Source organism: Microbispora rosea, assembly GCF_900156315.1.
Classification (GTDB): Bacteria; Actinomycetota; Actinomycetes; order Streptosporangiales; family Streptosporangiaceae; genus Microbispora; species Microbispora rosea.
Genome location: NZ_FTNI01000008.1, coordinates 182,133 through 204,266 on the forward strand (window position 1 = coordinate 182,133; position 22,134 = coordinate 204,266).

18 protein-coding genes are annotated in these 22,134 nt (G+C 71.4%); 17 read left to right on the forward strand and 1 reads right to left on the reverse strand.

The genetic code is table 11. The features are described from left to right. Nucleotides 1-43 precede the first annotated feature (43 nt). The 4 genes from BXA11_RS14145 (at nucleotide 44) to BXA11_RS14160 (ending at nucleotide 4,505) form a co-directional block, all read left to right on the forward strand. The gene (locus BXA11_RS14145) at nucleotides 44-730 is read left to right on the forward strand and encodes an SDR family oxidoreductase (RefSeq protein WP_030510876.1); all 687 of its coding nucleotides are present in this window, start codon (nucleotides 44-46) and stop codon (nucleotides 728-730) included. Nucleotides 731-803: 73 nt separating this feature from the next. Beyond that, the gene (locus tag BXA11_RS14150; RefSeq protein WP_076434891.1) at nucleotides 804-2,147 is read left to right on the forward strand and encodes a formimidoylglutamate deiminase; all 1,344 of its coding nucleotides are present in this window, start codon (nucleotides 804-806) and stop codon (nucleotides 2,145-2,147) included. 53 nt (nucleotides 2,148-2,200) lie between these two features. Then, nucleotides 2,201-3,349: an imidazolonepropionase gene (gene hutI / locus BXA11_RS14155; protein WP_076434892.1), complete on the forward strand. Its 1,149-nt coding sequence runs from the start codon at nucleotides 2,201-2,203 to the stop codon at nucleotides 3,347-3,349. 223 nt (nucleotides 3,350-3,572) lie between these two features. After that, nucleotides 3,573-4,505, forward strand: a complete 933-nt coding sequence (locus tag BXA11_RS14160; RefSeq protein WP_030510873.1) for a sigma-70 family RNA polymerase sigma factor — start codon at nucleotides 3,573-3,575, stop codon at nucleotides 4,503-4,505. Nucleotides 4,506-4,625: 120 nt separating this feature from the next. Here the strand turns inward: BXA11_RS14160 and BXA11_RS14165 are convergent, their stop codons facing one another. Further along, complete coding sequence (locus tag BXA11_RS14165; RefSeq protein WP_076434893.1) at nucleotides 4,626-5,492, reverse strand: SDR family oxidoreductase; 867 nt, start codon at nucleotides 5,490-5,492, stop codon at nucleotides 4,626-4,628. 99 nt (nucleotides 5,493-5,591) lie between these two features. On the opposite strand from BXA11_RS14165, the gene BXA11_RS14170 reads away from it, so the two are divergent. From BXA11_RS14170 to ffh, 13 genes are all read left to right on the forward strand, one after another. Next, on the forward strand, nucleotides 5,592-6,011 hold the full coding sequence (locus tag BXA11_RS14170) for a MarR family winged helix-turn-helix transcriptional regulator (protein WP_030510871.1): 420 nt from the start codon (nucleotides 5,592-5,594) through the stop codon (nucleotides 6,009-6,011). Between the two features lie 384 nt (nucleotides 6,012-6,395). Continuing rightward, the gene (locus BXA11_RS14175) at nucleotides 6,396-7,712 is read left to right on the forward strand and encodes an ammonium transporter (RefSeq protein ID WP_076434894.1); all 1,317 of its coding nucleotides are present in this window, start codon (nucleotides 6,396-6,398) and stop codon (nucleotides 7,710-7,712) included. Then, the gene (locus BXA11_RS14180; RefSeq protein ID WP_030510869.1) at nucleotides 7,709-8,047 is read left to right on the forward strand and encodes a P-II family nitrogen regulator; all 339 of its coding nucleotides are present in this window, start codon (nucleotides 7,709-7,711) and stop codon (nucleotides 8,045-8,047) included. The genes BXA11_RS14175 and BXA11_RS14180 overlap by 4 nt, the downstream gene beginning before the upstream one ends. Before the next feature lie 4 nt (nucleotides 8,048-8,051). Continuing rightward, complete coding sequence (locus BXA11_RS14185; RefSeq protein WP_231514091.1) at nucleotides 8,052-10,403, forward strand: [protein-PII] uridylyltransferase; 2,352 nt, start codon at nucleotides 8,052-8,054, stop codon at nucleotides 10,401-10,403. A 230-nt stretch (nucleotides 10,404-10,633) separates the two neighbouring features. Further along, nucleotides 10,634-13,915: a sensor histidine kinase gene (locus BXA11_RS14190; protein ID WP_076434895.1), complete on the forward strand. Its 3,282-nt coding sequence runs from the start codon at nucleotides 10,634-10,636 to the stop codon at nucleotides 13,913-13,915. After that, nucleotides 13,912-14,331, forward strand: coding sequence for a roadblock/LC7 domain-containing protein (locus BXA11_RS14195; protein ID WP_076434896.1), 420 nt, complete (start codon nucleotides 13,912-13,914; stop codon nucleotides 14,329-14,331). The genes BXA11_RS14190 and BXA11_RS14195 overlap by 4 nt, the downstream gene beginning before the upstream one ends. 15 nt (nucleotides 14,332-14,346) lie before the next feature. After that, the gene (locus BXA11_RS14200) at nucleotides 14,347-14,706 is read left to right on the forward strand and encodes a DUF742 domain-containing protein (protein ID WP_030510865.1); all 360 of its coding nucleotides are present in this window, start codon (nucleotides 14,347-14,349) and stop codon (nucleotides 14,704-14,706) included. A 28-nt stretch (nucleotides 14,707-14,734) separates the two neighbouring features. Then, nucleotides 14,735-15,271, forward strand: a complete 537-nt coding sequence (locus tag BXA11_RS14205) for a GTP-binding protein (RefSeq protein WP_197042833.1) — start codon at nucleotides 14,735-14,737, stop codon at nucleotides 15,269-15,271. Between the two features lie 381 nt (nucleotides 15,272-15,652). Then, nucleotides 15,653-18,898, forward strand: a complete 3,246-nt coding sequence (locus BXA11_RS42080) for a sensor histidine kinase (RefSeq protein WP_208865565.1) — start codon at nucleotides 15,653-15,655, stop codon at nucleotides 18,896-18,898. Then, the gene (locus BXA11_RS14215; RefSeq protein WP_076434898.1) at nucleotides 18,898-19,320 is read left to right on the forward strand and encodes a roadblock/LC7 domain-containing protein; all 423 of its coding nucleotides are present in this window, start codon (nucleotides 18,898-18,900) and stop codon (nucleotides 19,318-19,320) included. Before BXA11_RS42080 ends, BXA11_RS14215 begins: the two co-directional genes overlap by 1 nt. A 118-nt stretch (nucleotides 19,321-19,438) precedes the next feature. Continuing rightward, nucleotides 19,439-19,876: a DUF742 domain-containing protein gene (locus BXA11_RS14220; protein WP_083744218.1), complete on the forward strand. Its 438-nt coding sequence runs from the start codon at nucleotides 19,439-19,441 to the stop codon at nucleotides 19,874-19,876. 7 nt (nucleotides 19,877-19,883) lie between these two features. Next, entirely contained in the window at nucleotides 19,884-20,435 is a 552-nt protein-coding gene (locus BXA11_RS14225) for a GTP-binding protein (RefSeq protein WP_076434899.1), read from the forward strand. A gap of 127 nt (nucleotides 20,436-20,562) precedes the next feature. Continuing rightward, nucleotides 20,563-22,110, forward strand: coding sequence for a signal recognition particle protein (gene ffh, locus BXA11_RS14230; protein ID WP_076434900.1), 1,548 nt, complete (start codon nucleotides 20,563-20,565; stop codon nucleotides 22,108-22,110). The last annotated feature ends 24 nt before the right edge of the window (nucleotides 22,111-22,134 follow it).

The following is a 22,134-nucleotide window of genomic DNA, read 5'->3' on the forward strand; positions in this document are numbered from 1 at the left end:
GCGGTGTGCGGCAAGATCCGGGCGGCGCTCTAAGGTGAGGTCCATGCGACCCACGGCTCTGATCACCGGCGCCTCGCGGGGTGTGGGGGCGGCGATCGCCCGTGCCCTCGCCCCCGAGTACGACCTCTTCCTGGGCGGCCGGGACGGCACTGCGCTCGACGCGCTGTGCGCGGAACTGCCGTCCGCCCGTCCCTGGGCGGTGGAGCTCACCGAGATCACCCCCGCCGACGTGGAGGGGATCGACCGGCTCGACCTGCTGGTCCACAGCGCGGGCATCGCCAGGCTCGGTCACCTCGCCGACGTCCCCGCCGAGGTGTGGCGGCGGACGATGGAGGTCAACGTCATCGCGGTCGCCGAGCTGACCCGGCTGCTGCTGCCCGCGCTGCGCGCGGCCCACGGGCACGTCGTGCTGATCAACTCCGGCGCCGGGCAGCGGGCCAACCCCAACTGGGGCGCCTACGCCGCCAGCAAGTTCGCCCTGCGCGCCTACGCCGACGTGCTGCGCGAGGAGGAGAACGCCCACGGCGTGCGCGTCACGACGATCTTCCCCGGACGGGTGGACACGGACATGCAGAGGGACGTCCGCGCCCAGGAGGAGGGGCCGTACGAGCCGGGAAAGTACCTGGAGGCGGAATCGGTGGCGCGGGCCGTGCTGGCCGCGGTGACGGCCACGCCCGACGCGCACGTCACCGAGATCACCGTGCGGCCGGCTGGGGGACCCACCCGCTGACGGCCGCGCGAGGCGCGGGGGACGGACGTTCATTACAGTGGCATCACCGCCACGCCGCCCATCTGGAGGACCGGTGCACGTGACCTACTGGTGCGAGATGGCGTGGCTGCCGCCCGGCGAGATCGTGGAGAGCGTGGTCGTCGGCGTCGAGGGCCGCCGCATCGTCGAGATCAGGCCCGAGGCGCCGCCTCCCCCCGGAGCCGTGCGGCTGGCCGGGCTCACGCTGCCCGGCCTGGCCAACTGTCATTCGCACGCCTTCCACCGCGCCCTGCGCGGCCACACCCAGACCGGCCGCGGCAGCTTCTGGACCTGGCGCGAGCGGATGTACGCGGTCGCCGAGGCGCTCGATCCGGACCGCTACCTCGCCCTGGCCACCGCGACGTACGCCGAGATGGCGCTCGCCGGGATCACCGCCGTGGCCGAGTTCCACTACCTGCACCACGGGCCCGGGGGCAGGCCGTACGCCGATCCGAACGCGATGGGTCACGCGCTGGTCGAGGCGGCCAGGAGGGCCGGGCTGCGCATCACCCTGCTCGACACCTGCTATCTGACCGGCGGCATCGGCGACGCCCTCACCGGCACCCAGCTGCGCTTCGGCGACGGGGACGCCGAGCGATGGGCGGCCAGGGCCGACGACCTCGCCCGGGCGCACGAGGGCGAGGAGGACGTGGAGATCGGCGCGGCCATCCACTCCGTGCGCGCGGTGCCGCCCGAGCAGATGCACGTGGTCGTCGACTTCGCCCACCGGCACACCGGGCCGCTGCACGCGCACGTGTCGGAGCAGCGGGCCGAGAACGAGGCGTGCGTCGAGGTCTACTCGGCGACGCCCGTCCAGGTGCTGCACGAACACGGCGCGCTGGGGCCGCGCTCGACCGCGGTGCACGCCACCCACCTGTCCGACGTGGACGTGGCGCTGCTCGGCGGCTCGACCACCCACGTGTGCATGTGTCCCACCACAGAACGCGACCTCGCCGACGGCGTCGGCCCCGCCCGCAGGCTTCTCGATGCAGGATCGCCCGTCACGCTCGGCACCGACAGCCAGGCGGTCATCGACCTGTTCGAGGAGGCCAGGGCGGTGGAGATGGACGAGCGGCTGGTCACCGGCGAGCGCGGGCACTGGCCCGCCGCGCAGCTCCTGCACGCCGCGACCGCCGCGGGGCAGGCGTCGCTGGGTTTCCCCGACGCCGGGTGCCTGGTGCCCGGGGCCTGGGCCGACCTCGTCTCCGTCCGGATCGACTCGGTCCGTACGGCCGGAGCGACCAAGGCGTCGGCGGTGGAGTCGGTGGTGTTCGCCGCCACCGCCGCCGACGTGCACTCGGTGGTCGCGAGCGGGCGGCGGATCGTGGAGGACGGGCGGCACGTGCTCGGCGACGTCGGCGCGCTGCTGGTTGAGGCGCTCGCCCCGCTGAACCGGTGAGGTTTGCGCAGTTCGCGGGGTGGCGAGGATCAGGAAACGTGGGGCCGAGCGGCATGACATCAGTCGTTTTCACGGGGATCGGATCGCTGTACACGGCGGACCCCGAGCGGGAGGAGATCGAGGACGCCGCGCTGGTCGCGGAGAACGGCGTGATCCGTTGGATGGGCCGGTCCGCCGACGCCCCGCCCGCCGACGAGCGGGTCGACGTGGAGGGACGCGCCGTCGTCCCGGGGTTCGTGGACAGCCACGCGCACCTGGTGTTCGCCGGCGACCGCACCGAGGAGTTCGCCGCGCGGATGGCCGGGCGGCCCTACACCGCGGGCGGCATCCGCTCGACCGTCGCCGCCACCCGCCGGGCCACCATCCCCGAGCTGGTGTCCACCACCGCGATGCTGGTCTCCGAGATGACCATGCAGGGCACGACGACGTTCGAGATCAAGAGTGGCTACGGCCTCACCGTGGAGGACGAGCGCCGCAGCCTGGAGATCGCCCGCCAGTTCACCGAGGAGACCACGTTCCTCGGGGCGCACGTCGTCCCGCCGGAGACGAGCGCAGACGACTACGTCCGGCTCGTGACCGGCCCGATGCTGGAGGCGTGCGCGCCGTACGCCAAGTGGGCCGACGTGTTCTGCGAGCGCGGCGCGTTCGGCGAGGAGCACAGCAGGGAGGTGCTCGCGGCGGGCCGCAAGGCCGGGCTGCAGCTCAGGGTCCACGCCAACCAGCTCGGACCGGGGCCGGGTGTGCGGCTGGCCTGCGAGATGGGGGCGGCATCCGCCGACCACTGCACCCATCTCACCGACGCCGACGTGGACGCGCTCGCCGCCGCCGGGGTGGTCGCCACCCTGCTGCCGGGCGCGGAGTTCTCCACCAGGTCGCCCTACCCCGACGCGCGGCGGCTGCTCGACGCGGGCGTCACGGTGGCCCTGGCGACCGACTGCAACCCGGGCTCCTCGTTCACCACCTCGATGCCGTTCTGCGTCGCCCTGGCCGTACGCGAGATGGGCATGACGCCGCTGGAGGCCGTGCGGGCCGCCACCCGGGGCGGCGCGCGGGCGCTTCGGCGCACCGACGTGGGCACCCTGTGCGCCGGCGCCCGCGCGGACCTCGTCATCCTGGAGGCGCCGTCGTACGTCCACCTCGCGTACCGGCCCGGAGTGCCGCTGGTCGCGCAGGTGTGGCGGATGGGGCGCCGCCTCGTTTAGGCCCTCGTAACCTGGGTAAACGCCTTTTTTCCCGGCATCACATCCTCCTTGAGGAGGAAAAGGAAACCATTCCTCGGTCGTATCCGTTTGGGGAATCTTTGCCATGGACCGGCCGTTGTCCGGGTCAGAAGCAGGAAGCCGGGGACCGTGCCGAGCGGGGCGGACACGTCCGGCTCCCGGCTCACATATTGCATATCGCGGCGGCGGAACGAGGTGCCATCGGATGGCGACGGGGAATCGGACGCAGGAGCAGCACATCTCTGACCGGGATCTGCTGGGGACGTATCTGGCCGAAATCGGCCGCGTTCCCTTGCTGACCGCGGAGCAGGAGGTCGAGCTGGCCAAGCGCATCGAGGCGGGGTTGTTCGCCGAGCAGTTGCTCGACAGCGGGCGGCCCGAGCCGAAGATCGCGAACGCGACCGACGAGGAGCTGGAGCGCATCGCGATCTCGGGGCGGCGGGCGAAGGACGAGTTCATCCAGGCCAACCTGCGTCTCGTGGTCGCGGTCGCGAGGAAGTACTCCGGACGGGGGATGCCGCTGATCGACCTGGTGCAGGAGGGCAATCTCGGGCTGGTCCGCGCCGTGGAGAAGTTCGACTACCGCCGGGGGTACAAGTTCTCCACCTACGCCACCTGGTGGATCCGGCAGTCGGTGGGCCGCTCGATCCACGAGCAGGCGCGGCCGGTGCGGCTGCCCACCCACGCGGGCGAGCAGATGACGCGGCTCATGCGGGTGCGCAGGGACATGCTGGCGGAGTTCGACGCCGAGCCGACCGACGCCGACCTCGCCGAGGTGCTCGACCTGCCGATCGAGCGGGTGCAGGAGCTGCGCCGCTGGGCCTCCGACCCGGTCTCCCTCCAGCTCGGTGTGGGCGACGAGGACGAGACCGAGCTCGGTGACATGATCGCCGACGAGACCTGGGCGGACCCCGAGCAGCAGGCCATGGCCACCCTGGAGAAGGAGCGCCTGGAGCAGTGGCTGACCGGCCTGGAGGGCCAGATGCGCGAGATGCTGCGCTGGCGGTACGGCCTGGTGGACGGCCGCGAGCACACCCTCACCGAGGTGGGGGAGCGCTACGGCATCGGCCGTGACCGCGCCCGGCGCATCGAGCGCGACGCGCTGGTGCGGCTGCGCAAGATGGCCAGCGCCGCCTGACCGGAGGTCCGCCCTCGGCCGGGGTCTCGCCCGGGTGACGAAGGCCGGCGTCCGCGGTCGTCCGTGGGCGCCGTCGGTTCGTCATGCGAAGAGGGGGTGCGCCCCGCCTGCCGGCCTCCTCTACTCGGCTTCGCCGCCGAGCCTCAGCGCGTGAGCGTTCCGGGCGCACCAGTCGGAGAAGGTCCGGGGGCGGCGGCCGAGCAGGTGGTGCACGGTTCCGGTGCGGACTCCGGCCGTGTCCGCGCGCATGAGCGCCGCGGCTTCGAGGATCGCGTCGGCAAGGGGCTTCGGCGCGCCGTCGGGGTAGCGGGACCGGACGATCTCCTCGGGGGTGGTCGCCGCTCGGACCTCTATGCGGCGGCCGATGGTGGCGGCGATGATCGCGACCTGCTCGGCGATGGTGAATGTCTCGTCACCGGTGAGGGTGTAGGTCTGGCCTTCATGGCCGTTCTCGGTCAGCACGAGGGCGGCGACGGCCGCGATGTCGGCCGGATCGATCGGCGCGGACCGGCCCGGCCCGATCGCGTCGAGGACGACCCCCTCCTCCCTGATGGACGGCCCCCATTCCAGGACATTGGTCATGAAACCGCCGGGACGCAGGATCGTGGCCGGTATGCCGGATGCCCGCAGCAGCCGCTCGCGCTCGTGGTGCCAGCGGCCCATGGCGGGCACCGGATCTCCGAAGACCCAGATGGACGACAACAGCACGATGTGGCGCACTCCGGCGATGCGCGCGGCGGCGACGGCGTTCGCGGCCTGGTCCACGCCGATGCCCGGGGTGAGCAGGAAGACCCGGTCGACGCCGTCGAAGGTGGGGGCGAGCGTCGAGGGCTCGTCCAGGTCGCCGAGCACGCGCTCGGCGCTTGCGGGCAAGTCGGCCGCGCGGGCGGGGTCGCGGACGAGGATGCGAAACTCCGCGTTCCTCGCGTCGAGCTCGCGGACCAGCTCACGGCCGATTCTGCCGGTGGCTCCGGTGACCAGTAGCATGACACTCCTAATCGTTTGCCGTCTAGCGATTGGCGTACGAGGCGGAACGTTAGCCGGTAAATGATTAGCCGTCAATCGATCTGTCGTCCGGAGGTGGCGGTGGCCGAGTTCCTGGACCTGCACAGCAAAACGACGAAGGCGCTGCGTGCGCTGGCCGAGACGGCCATGCGCCGCCACGGCCTGCATCAGGGGCAGGATCACCTGCTGGCCGCCCTGTGGGAGCGCGACGGCAGCACGCCCGGTGAGATCGCGGCCGCGTTGCACGTCACCACGCCCACCGTCGTCAAAATGGCCACCCGGATGAGCGCCACCGGTCTGCTCGTCCGCCGCCGCGACGAACATGACAGCAGGCTCGTGCGGCTCTGGCTGACCGACGCGGGCCGAGCGCTTCGGGAGCCGGTCGAGGCCGAGCGCCGCGGCCTGGAGGACAAGATCACCGCCGGTCTCACCGAGACCGAGCTCCGCCAGCTGATGACCGCGCTGGGCAAGGTCTACGAATCGGCCAGAGAACTGCTGTGAGCAGGGCGTCCGGCGCCGAGGACGGCGGATCGGTCAGGGGCGGGGGAGGCGTCTCATCGGTCGTCGCCGCGGCGTCGAACGTGGACGGGCACGCATAGAACGCGGCCCTCGGCCGCTTCGCGGCCGTCCCGTCGGCCCGATTGGAGGGCCGACGATGCGCATCCGTTCCGGGTGCGCGTTTCGTCTCTCTGAGCACGTCCGAAACCGGCCCGAAACACGGTGGTGGCGAGTTTCACACATGTGAAACACACATGGTCGTGGGCTGAAACGGCGGAAGAACACGCTGTCGCCAACGTCAGTGCGCCAGCCGGCCAAGGTCGCCCGGGAGGAAGTCACTGCGGGAGTGATAACGGCCACACGCCAAATGTAAGGAGGGCCGCGTCGGTGAAGATCGATACCGGCACCACCGCCTGGATGATCACAGCAACCGCTCTGGTGCTGCTGATGACGCCCGGGCTCGCGTTCTTCTACGGGGGCATGACCAGGGCGAAGAGCGTCCTGAACATGATGATGATGTCGTTCGTCAGCATCATCACCGTCACCCTCGCCTGGGTCTTGTACGGCCACTCGCTGGCCTTCGACGCCTTCGGCGACGGGGACAACTTCGTCAACAAGCTCATCGGCGGCGGGGACGCCCTGGGGCTGCAGAGCCTCATCGACACGGCCACCAAGGACGACGGCACCGGTATGCCGAACCTGGTGTTCTCAGCCTTCCAGCTCACCTTCGCGATCATCACCGTGGCCCTCATCAGCGGCGCCATCGCCGACCGGGCGAAGTTCGGCGCGTGGGTCGTCTTCGGCCTCGCCTGGGCGACGCTCGTCTACTTCCCCGTGGCCCACTGGGTCTGGGGCGGCGGCTGGCTGGCCGGTCTCGGCATCGAGGACTTCGCCGGAGGCACGGTCGTCCACGTGAACGCCGGTGCCGCCGGTCTCGCGCTGGCGCTGGTGCTCGGCAAGCGCACCGGGTGGCGCAAGGACCCGATGCGGCCGCACAACCTGACCCTGGTCCTGCTCGGCGTGGGCCTGCTGTGGTTCGGCTGGTTCGGCTTCAACGCCGGCTCCGAGCTCGCCGTCGACGGCACCGCCGGCCTCGCCTTCATGAACACCCAGGTCGCCACGGCCGCCGCCGCCGGCGCCTGGATCCTGGTGGAGAAGCTGCGCGACGGCCACTCCACCACCCTCGGCGTCGCCTCCGGCGCCGTCGCCGGCCTCGTCGCCATCACCCCCGCCTGTGGTTTCGTCGACCCGTGGGCGGCGCTCGTGCTCGGCCTCATCGCCGGTGCGGTCTGCGCGTACGCGGTCGGCCTGAAGTACCGCCTCGGCTTCGACGACTCGCTCGACGTGGTGGGCGTGCACCTGGTCGGCGGCGCGATCGGCGCGGTCTCGCTCGGCATCATCGCCCGCTACCCCTTCGCGGACGGACAGAACGAGGGCCTCCTCTACGGCGGCCCGATCTCCCAGCTCGGCGTGCAGGCCCTCGGTCCTGTCGCGGTGGGCCTCTACTCCTTCATCATGGCCTATGTGATCGGAAAGATCATCGACAAGACGATGGGCTTCCGGATCAACCAGGAGAACGAGGTCGCCGGCATCGACATCACGACCCACGCCGAGACCGGGTACGACCTCGGCACCGTCCACTCCTCGGGAGTGGCCTCAGTCAACGGGCCCGTGCCCGCGTCTGCGAAGAAGGTCGACGCATGAAACTCATCACCGCAGTCATCAAGCCGTTCAAACTGGACGACGTGAAGGCCGCCCTGGAGCAGTTCGGAATCAAGGGCATGACGGTCTCGGAGGCCAGCGGCTACGGCCGTCAGCGCGGCCACACCGAGGTCTACCGCGGCGCCGAGTACCAGGTCGACCTGGTGCCCAAGGTCCGGGTCGAGGTTCTCGCCGAGGAGGACGACGCCGAGGACGTCATCGACGTCATCGTCAAGGCGGCCCAGACCGGCAAGATCGGCGACGGCAAGGTCTGGTCGGTCCCCGTGGACACGGTCGTCCGGGTCCGCACCGGGGAGCGCGGGCCGGAGGCGCTGTAACCGGATGATGAGAGGGGAGGCGCGCTCGTTCACCGCGGTCCGCAAGGACCGGGCCGCGGACATCGACAGATGGCTCACCGATCTGTTCCGCACGGCGGCCACGCGGCCGTACGCGCGGGAGGGGGGATCGGGAGGGAAGGGCGGCCTCTCCGACGAGCGCGGCCCCGCCGCATCCCAGGGGGCCGGTCCCAGTGGTATCGGGCAGGGCGTGGCCGCGCCCAACGGGATCAGCGGGGTCGCCCTGGTCGCGGTCGGCAGCCTGGGGCGGGGCGAGCTCGCCCCGGGCAGCGACCTCGACCTCGTCCTGCTGCACGACGGCCGCGACGAGGTGGCGAGGATCGCCGACCGCATCTGGTATCCCATCTGGGACTCCGGGATCGGCCTCGACCACTCGGTCCGTACGGTGGACGAGGCGGTGAAGGTCGCGAGGGAGGACCTCAAGGCCGTGCTGGGCCTGATCCAGGCGCGGCACGTGGTGGGGGACCCCGAGCTGACCAGGGCCGTGCGGGAGGCCGTGCTCGCCGAGTGGCGGGCGGACTCCCGGCGCAGGCTGGCCGAGCTGCGCGCGTCGGCCGACAAGCGCGCCGAGTCCGGCGGCGAGCTGGCCTTCCTGCTCGAACCCGACCTCAAGGACGCCAGGGGCGGGCTGCGGGACGTGCAGGCGATGCAGGCCGTGGCGGCCGCCTGGGTCGCCTCGGCCCCCGGCCCGCGGGTCCGGGAGGCGTACGAGCTGCTGCTGGACATCAGGCACGGGCTGCACCTCGTCACCGCGCGCGGCACCGACCGCCTGGTGCTCCAGGAGCAGGACGCGGTCGCGGGCACGCTGGGCCTGCTGGACGCCGAGGCGCTGATGCGCCGCCTGGCCGAGGCGGGCCGGACCATCTCCCACGCCTTCGACGCCACCTGGCGGACGGTCGACCGGCTGCTCACCGGCCCCGCCCCCCGGGGCCGCAGGCCGCTGGCCGACGGCGTGGTGGAGCACGGCGGCGAGGTCGTGCTGGCCCGAGGAGTCAACCCGCGCACCGACCCCACACTCGTGCTGCGCGCGGCCGCAGCCGCCGCCGAGGCCGGGCTGCCGCTCGCGCCCGCGACGGTCAGCGCGCTCGCCGCGCAGTCGCCGCCGCTGCCCGTGCCGTGGCCTCCGGAGGCGCGCGGCGCGCTGGTCGCCCTGCTCGGCGCGGGGCGCGCGGCCGTGCCGGTCTGGGAGGAGCTCGACCAGGCCGGTGTGCTCGTGAAGCTCATCCCCGACTGGGAGCGCGTACGGCACCGCCCCCAGCGCAACCCCGTCCATCGCTACACCGTCGACCGGCACCTCATCGAGACCGCGGCCGGGGCCGCGGCCTTCACCCGCGAGGTGTCCCGCCCCGACCTGCTGCTGATCTCGGCGCTGCTGCACGACGTCGGCAAGGGCTGGCCGGGCGACCACTCCACCACAGGGGAGATCGTCGCCAGGGACATCGGCACCCGCATGGGCCTGCCACCGGCGGACGTGGAGATCCTCGCGACCGTGGTGCGCCACCACCTGCTGCTGCCGGAGACCGCCACCCGGCGCGACCTGGACGACCCGGTCACCATCTCCAGGGTCGCCGAGGCCGTCGGGTCCCGGGAGGTGCTCGAACTGCTGTCCGCGCTGGCGGTGGCCGACGGCAACGCCACCGGCCCGGCCGCGTGGAACTCCTGGAAGGCGTCCCTGGTCTCCGACCTTGTCCGGCGGGTGCGGTCGGTGCTGTCCGGCACGCCGCCGGCGCCCGCGCCGGCCCTTTCTCCCGAGCAGGCGGCGCTCGCCCGGCACGGCGGCGGCGCAGTGCGCGTGAACGGGAGCGCGGTCACCGTGGTCGCGCCCGACCGGCCGGGCCTGCTGTGGCGGGCGGCGGGGGTGCTCGCGGCGCACCGCATGGCCGTACGCTCCGCCTCCGCCGCGTCCGCGGGGTCGACGGCGGTCATCGAGTTCGTCGTCGTCCCCGAGTACGGCACGCCGCCCGACCCGGCGACGCTGGAGGCCGATCTGCGCCTCGTCCTGGCCGGACGGCTCGACATCGAGCAGCGCCTGGCCCGGCGGGCGAGGTCGATGCGCCCGTCCCGGGTTCCGGTCGCGCCGCCCCGGGTCACCCTGGTGGACGACGCCTCGCTCACGGCGAGCGTGGTGGAGGTGCGGGCGCACGACAGACCCGGGCTGCTGTGGCGGATCGGCCGCGCGTTCGGCGACTGCGGTCTTGACGTACGTGCCGCGCGTGTGGAGACTCTGGGCGCAGAAGCGGTGGATGTCTTCTATGTGGCGGATCGCACAGGCCGTCCCATTCTTGATGAGCAGCAGCGGATCCAGGTGCGAGAGCACGTGCTCGCGGCACTCAGATGAGGTGGGTAACGATCCTCACCTCTTGGTAACAATTGGGGTGCTGCGGCAGGGGTAGGGCCGCTCACCATCGTGACCTTGTGGTCGAATTGTCCCCGCTTATACAGCTGTGTCACTTCATGCTGTCCAGACGCGTGAAGGCAGGCCGAACGATGGCGGGGCCGGTGAGCATGGAGCAGTCGAATACCGATAACCGCAGGCGGCGGAGTCGTCTCTCGCCGCGCAACTGGAGAGTGCCTACACGTCTGACCGCGCTGATCGTCGCCCCGACGATCGTGGCAGTGCTCCTCGCCGGCGTCCGCGTCGTGGGTTCGATCGACAGCCTGACGGCCTACCAGCGGACCAGGTCGGCGGCGGAATACTCGGTGCACCTGCGGGATCTGGCCGAGCAGCTGGCTCTCGAACGCGACCTGTTCGTCTGGGGCGGCAACAGCAGCCGCAAGTTCAACATCGACGGGGAGACCGTCGTGACCCGCGCCCAGCAGCGCGCGGCGGTCGACCCGCTCCTCGAGCAGGTGAAGGCCGACCTCAAGAACATCAACGAGGACTACGGCACGCGTGCGGTGGAGCAGGCCCAGCAGCTGTCGAGCCGGATCTCCAGCCTCGCGGGCATCCGCAAGAACGGTGCGCCGGAGGACTACAGCGCCGTGATCGCCAACGTCCTGCGCCTGCAGGACGAACTGGGCAACAACGACGACAACGCTGCGATCGTCGGCAACCTCCGCGCTCTCAGCGGTCTCGCCCACGCCAAGGAGGAGGCGGCGCTGCAGCGGGCCACCCTCACGCGTGAGCTGCTGGAGCGCAACCAGGTCTTCACCACGTTCGAGCTGCAGGACTTCCTGGCCTCCCAGTCGCGCCAGCAGAGCGACCTGGCGACGTTCTACACCGAGGCCCCGGCGACCGAGGCGAGCCGCCTGGTCACCCTTCTCGGCGACAAGGACGTGGTCAACAGCGAGCTGACCAAGTCGTGGGCGCTCACGCTCGGCCTGCAGAACCAGTCCCTCAGCCGCTACCGGGGCAGGGACAGGACGGCCCAGCAGTGGTTCCAGGACAGCACCAAGGCGATCGAGCAGATGGCGGCCGTCGAGGGTCACGTGTCGGGGCTGGTGCAAAGCCGCGCCCGCGACCTGCAGTCGGTCGAGCAGCGCAACGCCCTCATCGCCGGCGGCCTGATCCTCGCACTGCTCGTGCTCGTGCTCGTCACCACCGTGCTCATCGCGCGGTCGATGGTGCGGCCGCTGCGCCGCCTGCGGGTGGAGGCGCTCGACATCGCAGGGCGGCGGCTGCCGGAGATCGTCCGGCAGATGCGCGAGTCCGAGGACCCCGAGCGCGAGTCCCACGTGCAGCCGATCCCGGTCGACAGCAGCGACGAGATCGGCGAGGTGGCGCAGGCCTTCGACGAGGTCCACATGCAGGCCGTGCGCCTGGCCGCCGAGGAGTCCCGCCTGCGCGCCAACGTCAACGCGATGTTCGTGAACCTCTCCCGCCGTACGCAGACGCTGGTGGAGCGGCAGATCTCGCTGATCGACGGCCTGGAGCGGGGCGAGGAGGACGGCCGGCGTCTGGCCGACCTCTTCAAGCTGGACCACCTGGCCACGCGCATGCGCCGCAACAGTGAGAACCTCCTGGTCCTCGCCGGTCACGAGCCGCCGCGCAAGCGGAGCCAGCCCGCCCGGCTGGTCGACGTGGTCCGCGCCTCGCTGTCGGAGGTCGAGGACTACGAGCGGGTCGTCGTCCGGATTCCCCGGACGATCGCGATCGCCGGTCACGCCGCGAACGACGTCGTCCACCTGCTCGCGGAGCTGGTCGAGAACGCCATCGCCTTCTCGCCGCGCAACACCAAGGTGGTCGTCTCCAGCAGCCCCGTCGAGGGCGGCGCCGTGATGCTCGGCGTCACCGACGCGGGCATCGGCATGTCGCCGGAGGAGCTCGCGGAGATCAACCGCCGTCTCGCCGAGCCGCCCACGATCGACGTCTCGGTGTCCCGGCGGATGGGTCTGTTCGTGGTCGGCCGCCTCGCGCTGCGTCACGGCATCCGCGTGCAGCTGCGCCGGGGCGACGGCGCGGGCGTCATCGCGATGGTGCTGTTCCCCGCCCAGCTCATCTCCAACGCCGACCAGCCCGTGATGCCGCGTCCCTCCGTACCCGCCGGGCAGACGGCGGCCGGCCTGCCGGCCCGGCAGGCGTTCGCCGAGCCGGACCCGCTCGGTCCCGTCGCGCCGGGGGGCGGTTCGTTCGAACCCTGGAGCCCCGGCAACGGCGCGGCGGGCGGCGTCGGGACCCGCAGGCCCTCTGCGGCCGGCGGGAACGGTCCCGGCGGAGTCGGGCTCAGCGGCGCCGGCGCCGGTGGCAACGGCACCGGCGGGTTCGCCGCGTTCGGTGCGCCGACGGCGGACGCGCCGCCCGTGGAGAACACCTACGGGGAGAGCGCGTTCGGCGAGCACTCGGGGCCGCATCCGATGCCGGACCGGGCCGGAAGGGCGCCGGAGGGCGACGCGCGCCGCCCGGCGTTCGGCGAGCAGCCGGGGCCGTCGTGGCCAGGAGCGTTCTCCCAGAGCGGCTCGCAGAGCGAATCGCAGAACGGGTTCCAGAGCGGGGCAGCGGGCGGGAGCGGCGACGACCGCTCGGAGCACTCGTGGCCGTCGCTGCCCACCGGGCCGACGGGACTTCCGCAGCGCGGAGCGTCCACGGGCCCCACGGCCTTCTCTCCGACGAGCACCGGACCGACGGCGTTCCCCCAGCCGAGTTCCCCGTCGAGCACCGGGCCGACGGCCTTCTCGCCGTCGGACTCGCTGTCCAGCACCGGGCCGACGGCTTTCTCGCCGTCGAGCACCGGGCCGACCGCGTTCTCGCCGTCGAGCACCGGACCGACGGCCTTCTCCCCGTCGAGCACCGGGCCGAACGCGTTCCCCGGCGCGGCGTCTCCGGGAGCGGCCGCGGACGTCGCGTCGTCGACGGGGCCGCTGCCGTCGGTGGAGGAGTCGCCGCTGGAGCAGGGCGAGGAGTTCCTGCCGATTTTCGCCTCGGTCGAGTCGGCGTGGTTCCGGCGTCCCTCCGACACCGGCCCGCAGGCCGCGCCCATGGCGCGGACCGGCGCGGACGCGGAGAAGCCCGGCGAGACGGCCGACGAGAAGCCCGGAGAGCGCACCGGGGAGATCGCGAGGGTGCCGCGTTCCGCCCCCGCCCCGGGGCCCGTTCCCGCCCCGCAGGCGCAGGGCGGGAACCCCTCCGGATGGCGGTCTCGGGCCGACAGCGGCTTCCAGGCCGCGGCGAGCGCCCGTGACCCCCTGCTGGGCGGCGTGACCGCGGCGGGCTTGCCGAAGCGGACGCCGAAGGCCAACCTGGTGCCCGGCTCGGTGGGCGCGGACAGTCCCCCCGCGGCCCCGCGCCCCCCGGTCTCGGCCGATGCGGTGCGCAGCCGCCTGTCCAGCTTCCAGCAGGGTGTAAGGCGAGGCCGGGCCCAAACGGCCGGAGGTCTCGCCGAAGGGTCGGGTAAAGAGGAGGAGGGCTCGTGACTGAGCTGAGCGTGGAAGCACGCAGGTTCGACTGGCTGATCACCGAGTTCGTCGGCAGCACGCCTGGCGTGGCGCACGCGGTGGTGGTGTCGTCGGACGGCCTGCGGCTGGCCCAATCGGACGGCTTTCCGCCTGACCGCGCCGACCAGCTCGCGGCGGTCGCCGCCGGCCTGCTCAGCCTCACCCTCGGCGCCTCGCGGGTGTTCGAGGGGGGCTCGGTGACGCAGACCGTCGTCGAGATGCAGCGGGGACTGCTGCTCGTGATGGCGATCAGCGACGGCTCCTGCCTGGCCGTTCTCGCCGCACCTGACTGCGACATGGGCCTGGTGGCCTACCAGATGACCCTGCTCGTCGAGCGGGCAGGCCAGGTGCTCACTCCGGCGCTGCGCGCCGAGCTGCAGACGTCGCAGCGATGACAAGGGGAGAGGGCCGTGCGTGATCGTGACGGGACAGAGGACGAGCCTCTGTTCCGTCCGTACGCCGTCACCGGTGGCCGATCCGAGCCGCGTTACCACATGGCGATGGAAACCCTCGTATCATCGGTGACCTTGAAGAGCAATGATTATTCTCTGCTCAGCCCAGAGCAGGAATCGATCATGATGCTCTGTCGTTCCGTACGATCGGTCGCGGAGATCTCGGCACTGCTCCGGGTTCCGCTCGGCGTGGCCCGTGTGCTCATCGCCGACATGGCCGACGAGGGTCTGGTCCGCCTGCACATGCCGCAGCTGAACCAGGGACAGCCAGACCTCAACCTGCTCGAAAGGGTGCTCAGTGGACTACGCAGGCTCTAGCCGTGGTCTTACCTCGACGAAGATCGTCGTGGCGGGTGGGTTCGGCGTCGGGAAGACGACCTTCGTCGGTGCCGTCTCCGAGATCCTGCCGCTGACGACCGAGGCCGTGATGACCGACGCCAGCGCGGGCATCGACGACCTCGGGCTCACGCCGAACAAGACGACCACCACGGTCGCCATGGACTTCGGCCGGCTCTCGCTCGACCAGGACCTCATCCTCTACCTGTTCGGTACGCCGGGCCAGCACCGCTTCTGGTTCATGTGGGACGACCTCGTCCGCGGCGCCATCGGTGCGGTCGTGCTCGTCGACAGCCGCAGGCTCGCCGACTGCTTCCCGGCCATCGACTACTTCGAGGAGGCGCAGCTCCCCTTCCTCGTCGCGATGAACGGCTGGGAGGGGCAGTTCCTCCACTCGGAGGAGGAGGTCCGTGAGGCGCTGTCGCTGCCTCCGCACGTCCCCGTCGTCCGTACGGACGCGCGCTCGCGGGAAGCCGTCAAGTCCACGCTCATCAGCCTGGTCGAATACGTGCTGACCGTCCGGGCCGCGTACGGCAAACAGTACTGAACGCGGGACAGAGCGTGTTCCGGACAGACCGTGCCCTGCGGACGGGGCCGGCGAGGGCGGTACCCCGCAGGGTGCCGCCCTCGCGGCGTCCGGCCGGAGCACGACGCCGGAGCCGCAACCTTTGCCTTCGGTGGTCCCGTCCCCAGGACCGGCGGCTACCTGGCAGGGCAGAATTCGGTATTGATGCTGACCCGATATTTAACCAAATAACATCATCTACATGCCTGTCTAGGCTATTTGTGCACGGGTGTTCGGTTGGCCTCCCTGGTGTCGGTGTGCTGCAATTACCCTCGCCTGCAGGACGTCTCGCACGTCACGCCAGCCACATCCGTGCTGAGACACTCCCCCTGTGCGCACATACTGCGAGAGGTTGCAAAGCCTGTGAGGACACAAGACCCCCGGACCGACGAGAGCCCCGGGACCGGGGTTCCGGCTGAGCAGGAGCCCGACGAGGGAAGTCGTTTTCTCCTGCGCAACTGGCGCGTGCGCTCCAGGCTTGTCGCGCTGATCCTCATCCCCACCGCGGCGGCGCTGCTGCTTGGCGGCCTGCGGGTTGTCACCTCCGTCACCACGGCGGCTGAGTATCAGCAGATCAGCGACCTGGCGCGGCTTGTCGACAAGGTTGCGGGCCTCACCCACGAGCTGCAGTCGGAACGCGACCGCGCCGCCTGGAACGCGACGCTCGGCCACCCGGCGAAGGCGTCCGCCGCGGTCAAGGCGCAGACCCTTCTCACCAACAAGGCGGCCACCGCCGTCCGGAACCTGGCCAACGAGGTCAGGACGAAGGTGGGCAGCCGCGCCTCCGACGAGATCGACCACATCATCGGCAAGCTCGACGGTGTGGAGGTCCTGCGGAGCCAGGCCATGCAGGGGAACCTGCAACCGAGCGCCGTGCTCGACCAGTACACCCTCGTCATCGATACTCTGCTGGCCTTGCAGGACGAGCTGGCCAAGAGCACGCAGGACGACCGGCTCGCCGCCTCGTCCGTCACGCTGGCCGCGCTCGCCCGTGTGAAGGAGAACGCCTCCGTGCAGCGCGGCCTGCTGACCACGGTGCTGCCCAACGGCCGCTTCGAGCAGGCCCAGCTGCAGAACTTCCTCGGCGCCGTGTCCGCGGAGGAGAGCGAGCTGCGCGCCTTCCGCAAGGGCGCCACCCCCGAGGAACGCACCGACTACGACAACACGGTCACCGGCGGCAAGGTCGACCAGGCGGAGTTCATCCGCACGCTGGTGCTCGACCGCGCCAACGCGGGCTTCCCGCTCAAGGGCTTCGACCTGTCGGTGCGCGACGACACCCGCCTCTGGTACGACGCGATGTCGCAGCCCATCAACCGGATGCGCACCGTCGAGGCCAAGCTGACGTCCTCCATCGTGGCGCGGAGCCAGACGCTCAAGGACGACGAGCAGCAGCGGGCCATCATCGTGGCCGTCGCCGTCGCCCTCCTGCTGATCGCGGTTCTGCTCGTCACCACCGGCGTCGCCCGCTCGCTCGTACGCCCGCTGCGGCGGCTGCGCAGTGAGGCGCTGGAGATCGCCGGCAGCCGCCTCCCCGACACGGTCCAGAAGCTGCGGGAGGCCGGCGACGCCGCCGAGGTCCCGCCCATCGCCCCGATCCAGGTGGTCGGCCGCGACGAGATCGGTGAAGTCGCGCGGGCCTTCGACGAGGTCCACCGTGAGGCCATCCGGCTGGCGGGCGACGAGGCCCGGCTGCGCAGCAACGTCAACGCGATGTTCGTCAACCTGTCGCGGCGCACCCAGACGCTGGTGGAGCGCCAGCTGTCCCTGATCGACGGTCTGGAGCAGGGCGAGCAGGACGAGCAGCGGCTCGGGAACCTGTTCAAGCTCGACCACCTGGCGACCCGCATGCGCCGCAACAGTGAGAACCTTCTGGTTCTCGCCGGGCAGGAGCCCGCACGCCGCTGGGGCCAGCCGGTGCCCATCGTCGACGTCGTGCGCGCCTCGCTGTCGGAGGTCGAGGGCTACGAGCGCGTCGACATCCAGGTGCCGGGCGGAGCGTCGGTCGTCGGCCAGTCGGTCAACGACGTCGTCCACCTCGTGGCCGAGCTGGTGGAGAACGCCATCTCCTTCTCGCCCCGCGACACGAAGGTCACGGTGTCGAGCAACCGCATCGACGGCGGCGGCCTGATCATCTCCGTGAGCGACCAGGGCATCGGCATGACGCCCGAGGAGCTGGCCCAGACCAACTACCGGCTCGCCAACCCGCCGGTCGTGGACGTGTCGGTGTCCCGCCGCATGGGCCTGTTCGTGGTCGGCCGTCTGGCGCTGCGTCACGGCATCCGCGTGCAGCTGCGCCAGCAGGACACGGGCGGCCTGACGGCCATGGTGCTGCTGCCCGAGGCGCTGCTGGCCAACGCCGGTCCGGCGTTCCCCGGCGTGCCGGGCATGCCGCAGCCCGAGCTGACCAGCCCGATGCCGGCGGTCGGAGCCGGGCCGCAGTTCGGCGCTCCCATGTTCGGCAACGCGCCGGCCCTCGCCAGCCCGACGCCGTTCGAGAACCCGCCGCGCACCCCGGTGTTCGGCGCGGACGCGCCCGGCGTCGGCACCCCCGGCGGGGACCCCTTCGAGCGTGGGCCCTTCGAGTCCTTCCCGCGGGAGACCGTCGACTTCGACCCCGACCCGTTCGCCCGCAACCCCTTCGAGCCGCCGCAGGGCCGCGGCGCCGACGCCGACCCGTTCGCGCGCAACCCGTTCGAGGCCGGCGGTGCGGGGCGGCCGGGCGAGCCGTCCGACCCCTTCGCCCGCAACCCCTTCGACACCGGCGGCTTCGGTCAGGGCGGGCAGCCCGATCCGTTCGCCCGCAGCCCGTTCGAGTCCGGGCCGTTCGACCGTGCGGCCTTCGACAAGACGCCGACCGAGAGGACGGCGCCCGAGCGGGACCCGTTCGAGACCACGAACTTCGACTCGGGACCGTTCGACTCCAGCCCCTTCGACACCAACCCGTTCAGCCGGGGCCACGTCGGCGAGGCCCCCGTGGACACGCCCTGGCCCGGCCACCTGCCTCCTCCGGGAGGCGGCTCCTGGCCCGGCACCCCGCAGGACGACGGCGCGGGCTGGCCCGGACGGACCGCTCGCGGCCCATTCGAAGGCGACGACAACACCGGCCCGCTGCCGGTGGTGCGGACCTCGCCGCTGGAGTCGGAGGAGGAGTTCCTCCCGATCTTCGCCGCGGTCGAGTCGGACTGGTTCAAGAAGGTCGACCTCCCGGCGGACAAGAGCGAGTCGGACGACGAGCCCGCCGCGGACACCAGGACCTGGTCGTCCCCGGCGGACGTCGGCTGGCAGGCGGCCAAGGCGGCCAGCGAGCCGGCTCTGGGTGGGGTCACCTCGTCCGGCCTGCCCAAGCGGGTGCCCAAGGCCAACCTGGTGCCCGGCTCGGCCACGGCTCCCACCCCTTCCGCGGAGCCCGCCGCGGCAGCGGCGGCCGCCCCGCCGCCGCCCCCGCCCGTGCTCTCGCCCGAGCGGGTGCGCAGCAGACTCTCCAGCTTCCAGCAGGGCATCCGGCAGGGCCGGGCGGTCGCCCGCGGGGAGGCCGGGGAGGACCAGGCATATCCCGGGGCGGCGCCCCTGGGCACGCCCGATGCCCAGGACAGTGAGAAGGAGGACTGATGAGGGAAATGAGCCAGGCCGCACGCGGCATCAACTGGTTGATCACGGACTTCGTGAACAACGTGCCGGGTGTGGCGCACACCGTGGTGGTGTCGGCCGACGGGTTGCCTCTGGCGTTCTCGGACGGGTTCCCGAAGGACCGGGCGGATCAGCTGGCGGCGGTGGCGGCCGGGTTGATCAGTTTGACGCAGGGTGCGTCGCGGGTGTTCGAGGGTGGCCCGGTGACGCAGACGGTGGTGGAGATGCAGCGGGGGTTGTTGCTGATCATGTCGATCAGTGACGGGTCCTGTCTGGCGGTGCTGGCGGCTGCCGACTCCGATCTGGGTCTGGTGGCCTATCAGATGACGTTGCTGGTCGAGCGGGCGGGTCAGGTGCTGACCCCCGCGGTTCGCGCCGAGCTCCAGGCGTCCCACCCGCGGTGACGGAAGACTCCGCGAAGTGAGGCACGCGGTGGAGGACAGATCGGGGAAGACGCCCTGAGCGGGCGGCCGGGACGGCCGCCGGTTTCCGGAGCGAGAGCGAAAAGGTCAGGAGGACGCTGTGGCAGGCGGCGGCTGGAACAACGAGGCCTATCCGCCGGTGGATGACGCCCACCGGCAGTACGGAGGCACGAACCGCGTCCCGACGCCGGCGCCGACGGAGCAGAGCTCGCTGGTGCGGCCGTACGCCGTCACCGGCGGGCGCACGGCACCACGGCTCCAACTCGCCATGGAGGCACTCGTGTCCTCCGCCACGGTGATGCATCAGGACCTCTCCACGCTCACCCCGGAGCGCCAGGCGATCAGCACGCTGTGCCGTCAGGTGCGGTCGGTGGCTGAGGTGTCGGCGTTGCTGCGGATTCCGCTGGGTGTTGTCCGTGTGGTCATCGCGGACATGGCGGCGGAGGGGCTGGTGCATGTGCATCAGCCGCAGTTGGAGGCCGGTAAGCCGGATCTGAACTTGCTGGAAAGGGTGCTCAGTGGACTTCGCAGGCTCTAGCCGGGGGTTGACCTCGACGAAGATCGTCGTTGCGGGGGGCTTCGGTGTGGGGAAGACGACCTTCGTGGGGGCGGTGTCGGAGATCGTGCCGTTGACGACCGAGGCGGTGATGACGGATGCCTCGGCGGGTGTGGACGATGTGGGGTTGGTGCCGCACAAGACGACCACGACGGTGGCGATGGATTTCGGGCGGGTGTCGCTGGACCGGGATCTGATTTTGTATTTGTTCGGTACGCCGGGTCAGCATCGGTTCTGGTTCATGTGGGATGACCTGGTGCGGGGGGCGATCGGTGCGGTGGTGCTGGTCGACACCCGGCGGTTGGCGGACAGTTTCCCGGCGGTGGACTACTTCGAGGAGGCGCGTCTGCCGTTCGTCGTCGGCGTCAACGGCTTCGACGGGGAGTACACCCACGGAGAGGGCGAACTGCGCGAGGCCCTGACGCTGTCGCCCCAGGTTCCGATCGTCCGCACCGACGCCCGCGACCGCGAGTCGGTCAAGAGCACCCTGATCACGCTGGTCGAACACGCGCTCACGTCCCACGTGAGCGCGGTCCGGTGAGGACCGGGAACGGGCCGGACCGGCGATCTCGCCCCCGCGGCACGGGCGTGAAGGGCGTGCGGGCGGATAGTCTGGGGAGACTGATGGTTCACCGACCCGTCCACTCGCTTCGAGGCTGGCCAAACACGTGTTCGAGACGCTTTCCGACCGGCTGACTTCGGTCTTCTCCTCCCTTCGGTCCAAAGGCAGGCTTTCCGACGCCGACATCGACGCGACCTGCCGCGAGATCCGCATCGCGTTGCTCGAGGCGGACGTCGCGCTGCCGGTCGTGAAGGACTTCGTGGCCCGGATCAAGGAGCGGGCCCGCGGCGCCGAGGTCTCCCAGGCGCTCAACCCCGCGCAGCAGGTCGTGAAGATCGTCAACGACGAGCTCATCGAGGTGCTGGGCGGCGAGACGCGGCGGCTGCGCTACGCCAAGAACCCGCCGACCGTGATCATGCTGGCCGGTCTCCAGGGCTCCGGCAAGACGACCCTGGCCGGCAAGCTCGCCAAGTGGCTGCGCGACCAGGGGCACGCCCCACTGCTCGTCGCCTGCGACCTCCAGCGGCCCAACGCGGTGCAGCAGCTCGCCGTCATGGCCGAGCGCGCCGGTGTGGCCGTGTACGCCCCCGAGCCGGGCAACGGCGTGGGCGACCCGGTCGCGGTGGCCCGGCAGTCGGTGGACCACGCGCGCCGCCAGCAGCACGACGTGGTCATCGTCGACACCGCCGGCCGCCTCGGCATCGACCAGGAGCTGATGAAGCAGGCCGCCGACATCCGCGACGCGGTCACGCCCGACGAGGTCCTGTTCGTGCTCGACGCGATGATCGGCCAGGACGCGGTGAGCACAGCCGGCGCGTTCATGGACGGCGTCGGCTTCGACGGCGTGGTGCTGACCAAGCTCGACGGCGACGCCCGCGGCGGCGCCGCCCTGTCGGTGCGGCACGTCACCGGCCGGCCGATCATGTTCGCCAGCACCGGTGAGAAGCTCGAGGACTTCGACGCCTTCCACCCCGACCGCATGGCGGGCCGGATCCTCGACATGGGTGACATCCTCACCCTGATCGAGCAGGCGCAGAAGACGTTCGACGAGCAGGAGGCCGCCAAGATGGCGGGCAAGCTCGTCTCCGGGGACGGCTTCACGCTGGAGGACTTCCTCGAGCAGATGATGATGGTGCGCCGCATGGGGCCCATCAAGAACCTGCTCGGCATGATGCCGGGCATGGGGCAGATGCGCGAGCAGCTCAACCAGGTCGACGACCGCGACCTGGACCGCATCGCGGCGATCATCCGTTCCATGACGCCAGGCGAGCGCCAGGACCCGAAGATCATCAACGGCTCGCGCCGGGCGCGCATCGCCAACGGCTCGGGCGTCACGGTCACCGAGGTGAGCAACCTGGTGGTCCGCTTCTTCGAGGCGCAGAAGATGATGAAGCGGATGACCCAGGGCATGGGCATCCCGGGCATGCCCGGTGGACGCAAGCAGAAGGCGCAGAAGCCCAAGAAGGGCCGTCGTGTCAGCGGCGACCCGCGCAAGGCCGCGCTCGGCAAGGCCGGCGCGAACGCGTCGTCCTCGGACGCTCCGAAGCTGCCCAAGGGCCTGCTCGGCAACCTCGGCGGCGGCCAGCTGCCCCCCGGCATGGAGCTGCCGCCCGGCTTCGACCCGTCGAAGCTGAAGCTGCCCGGCCAGAACTGACCCGCCCACGCGCCCGCCCGCCGG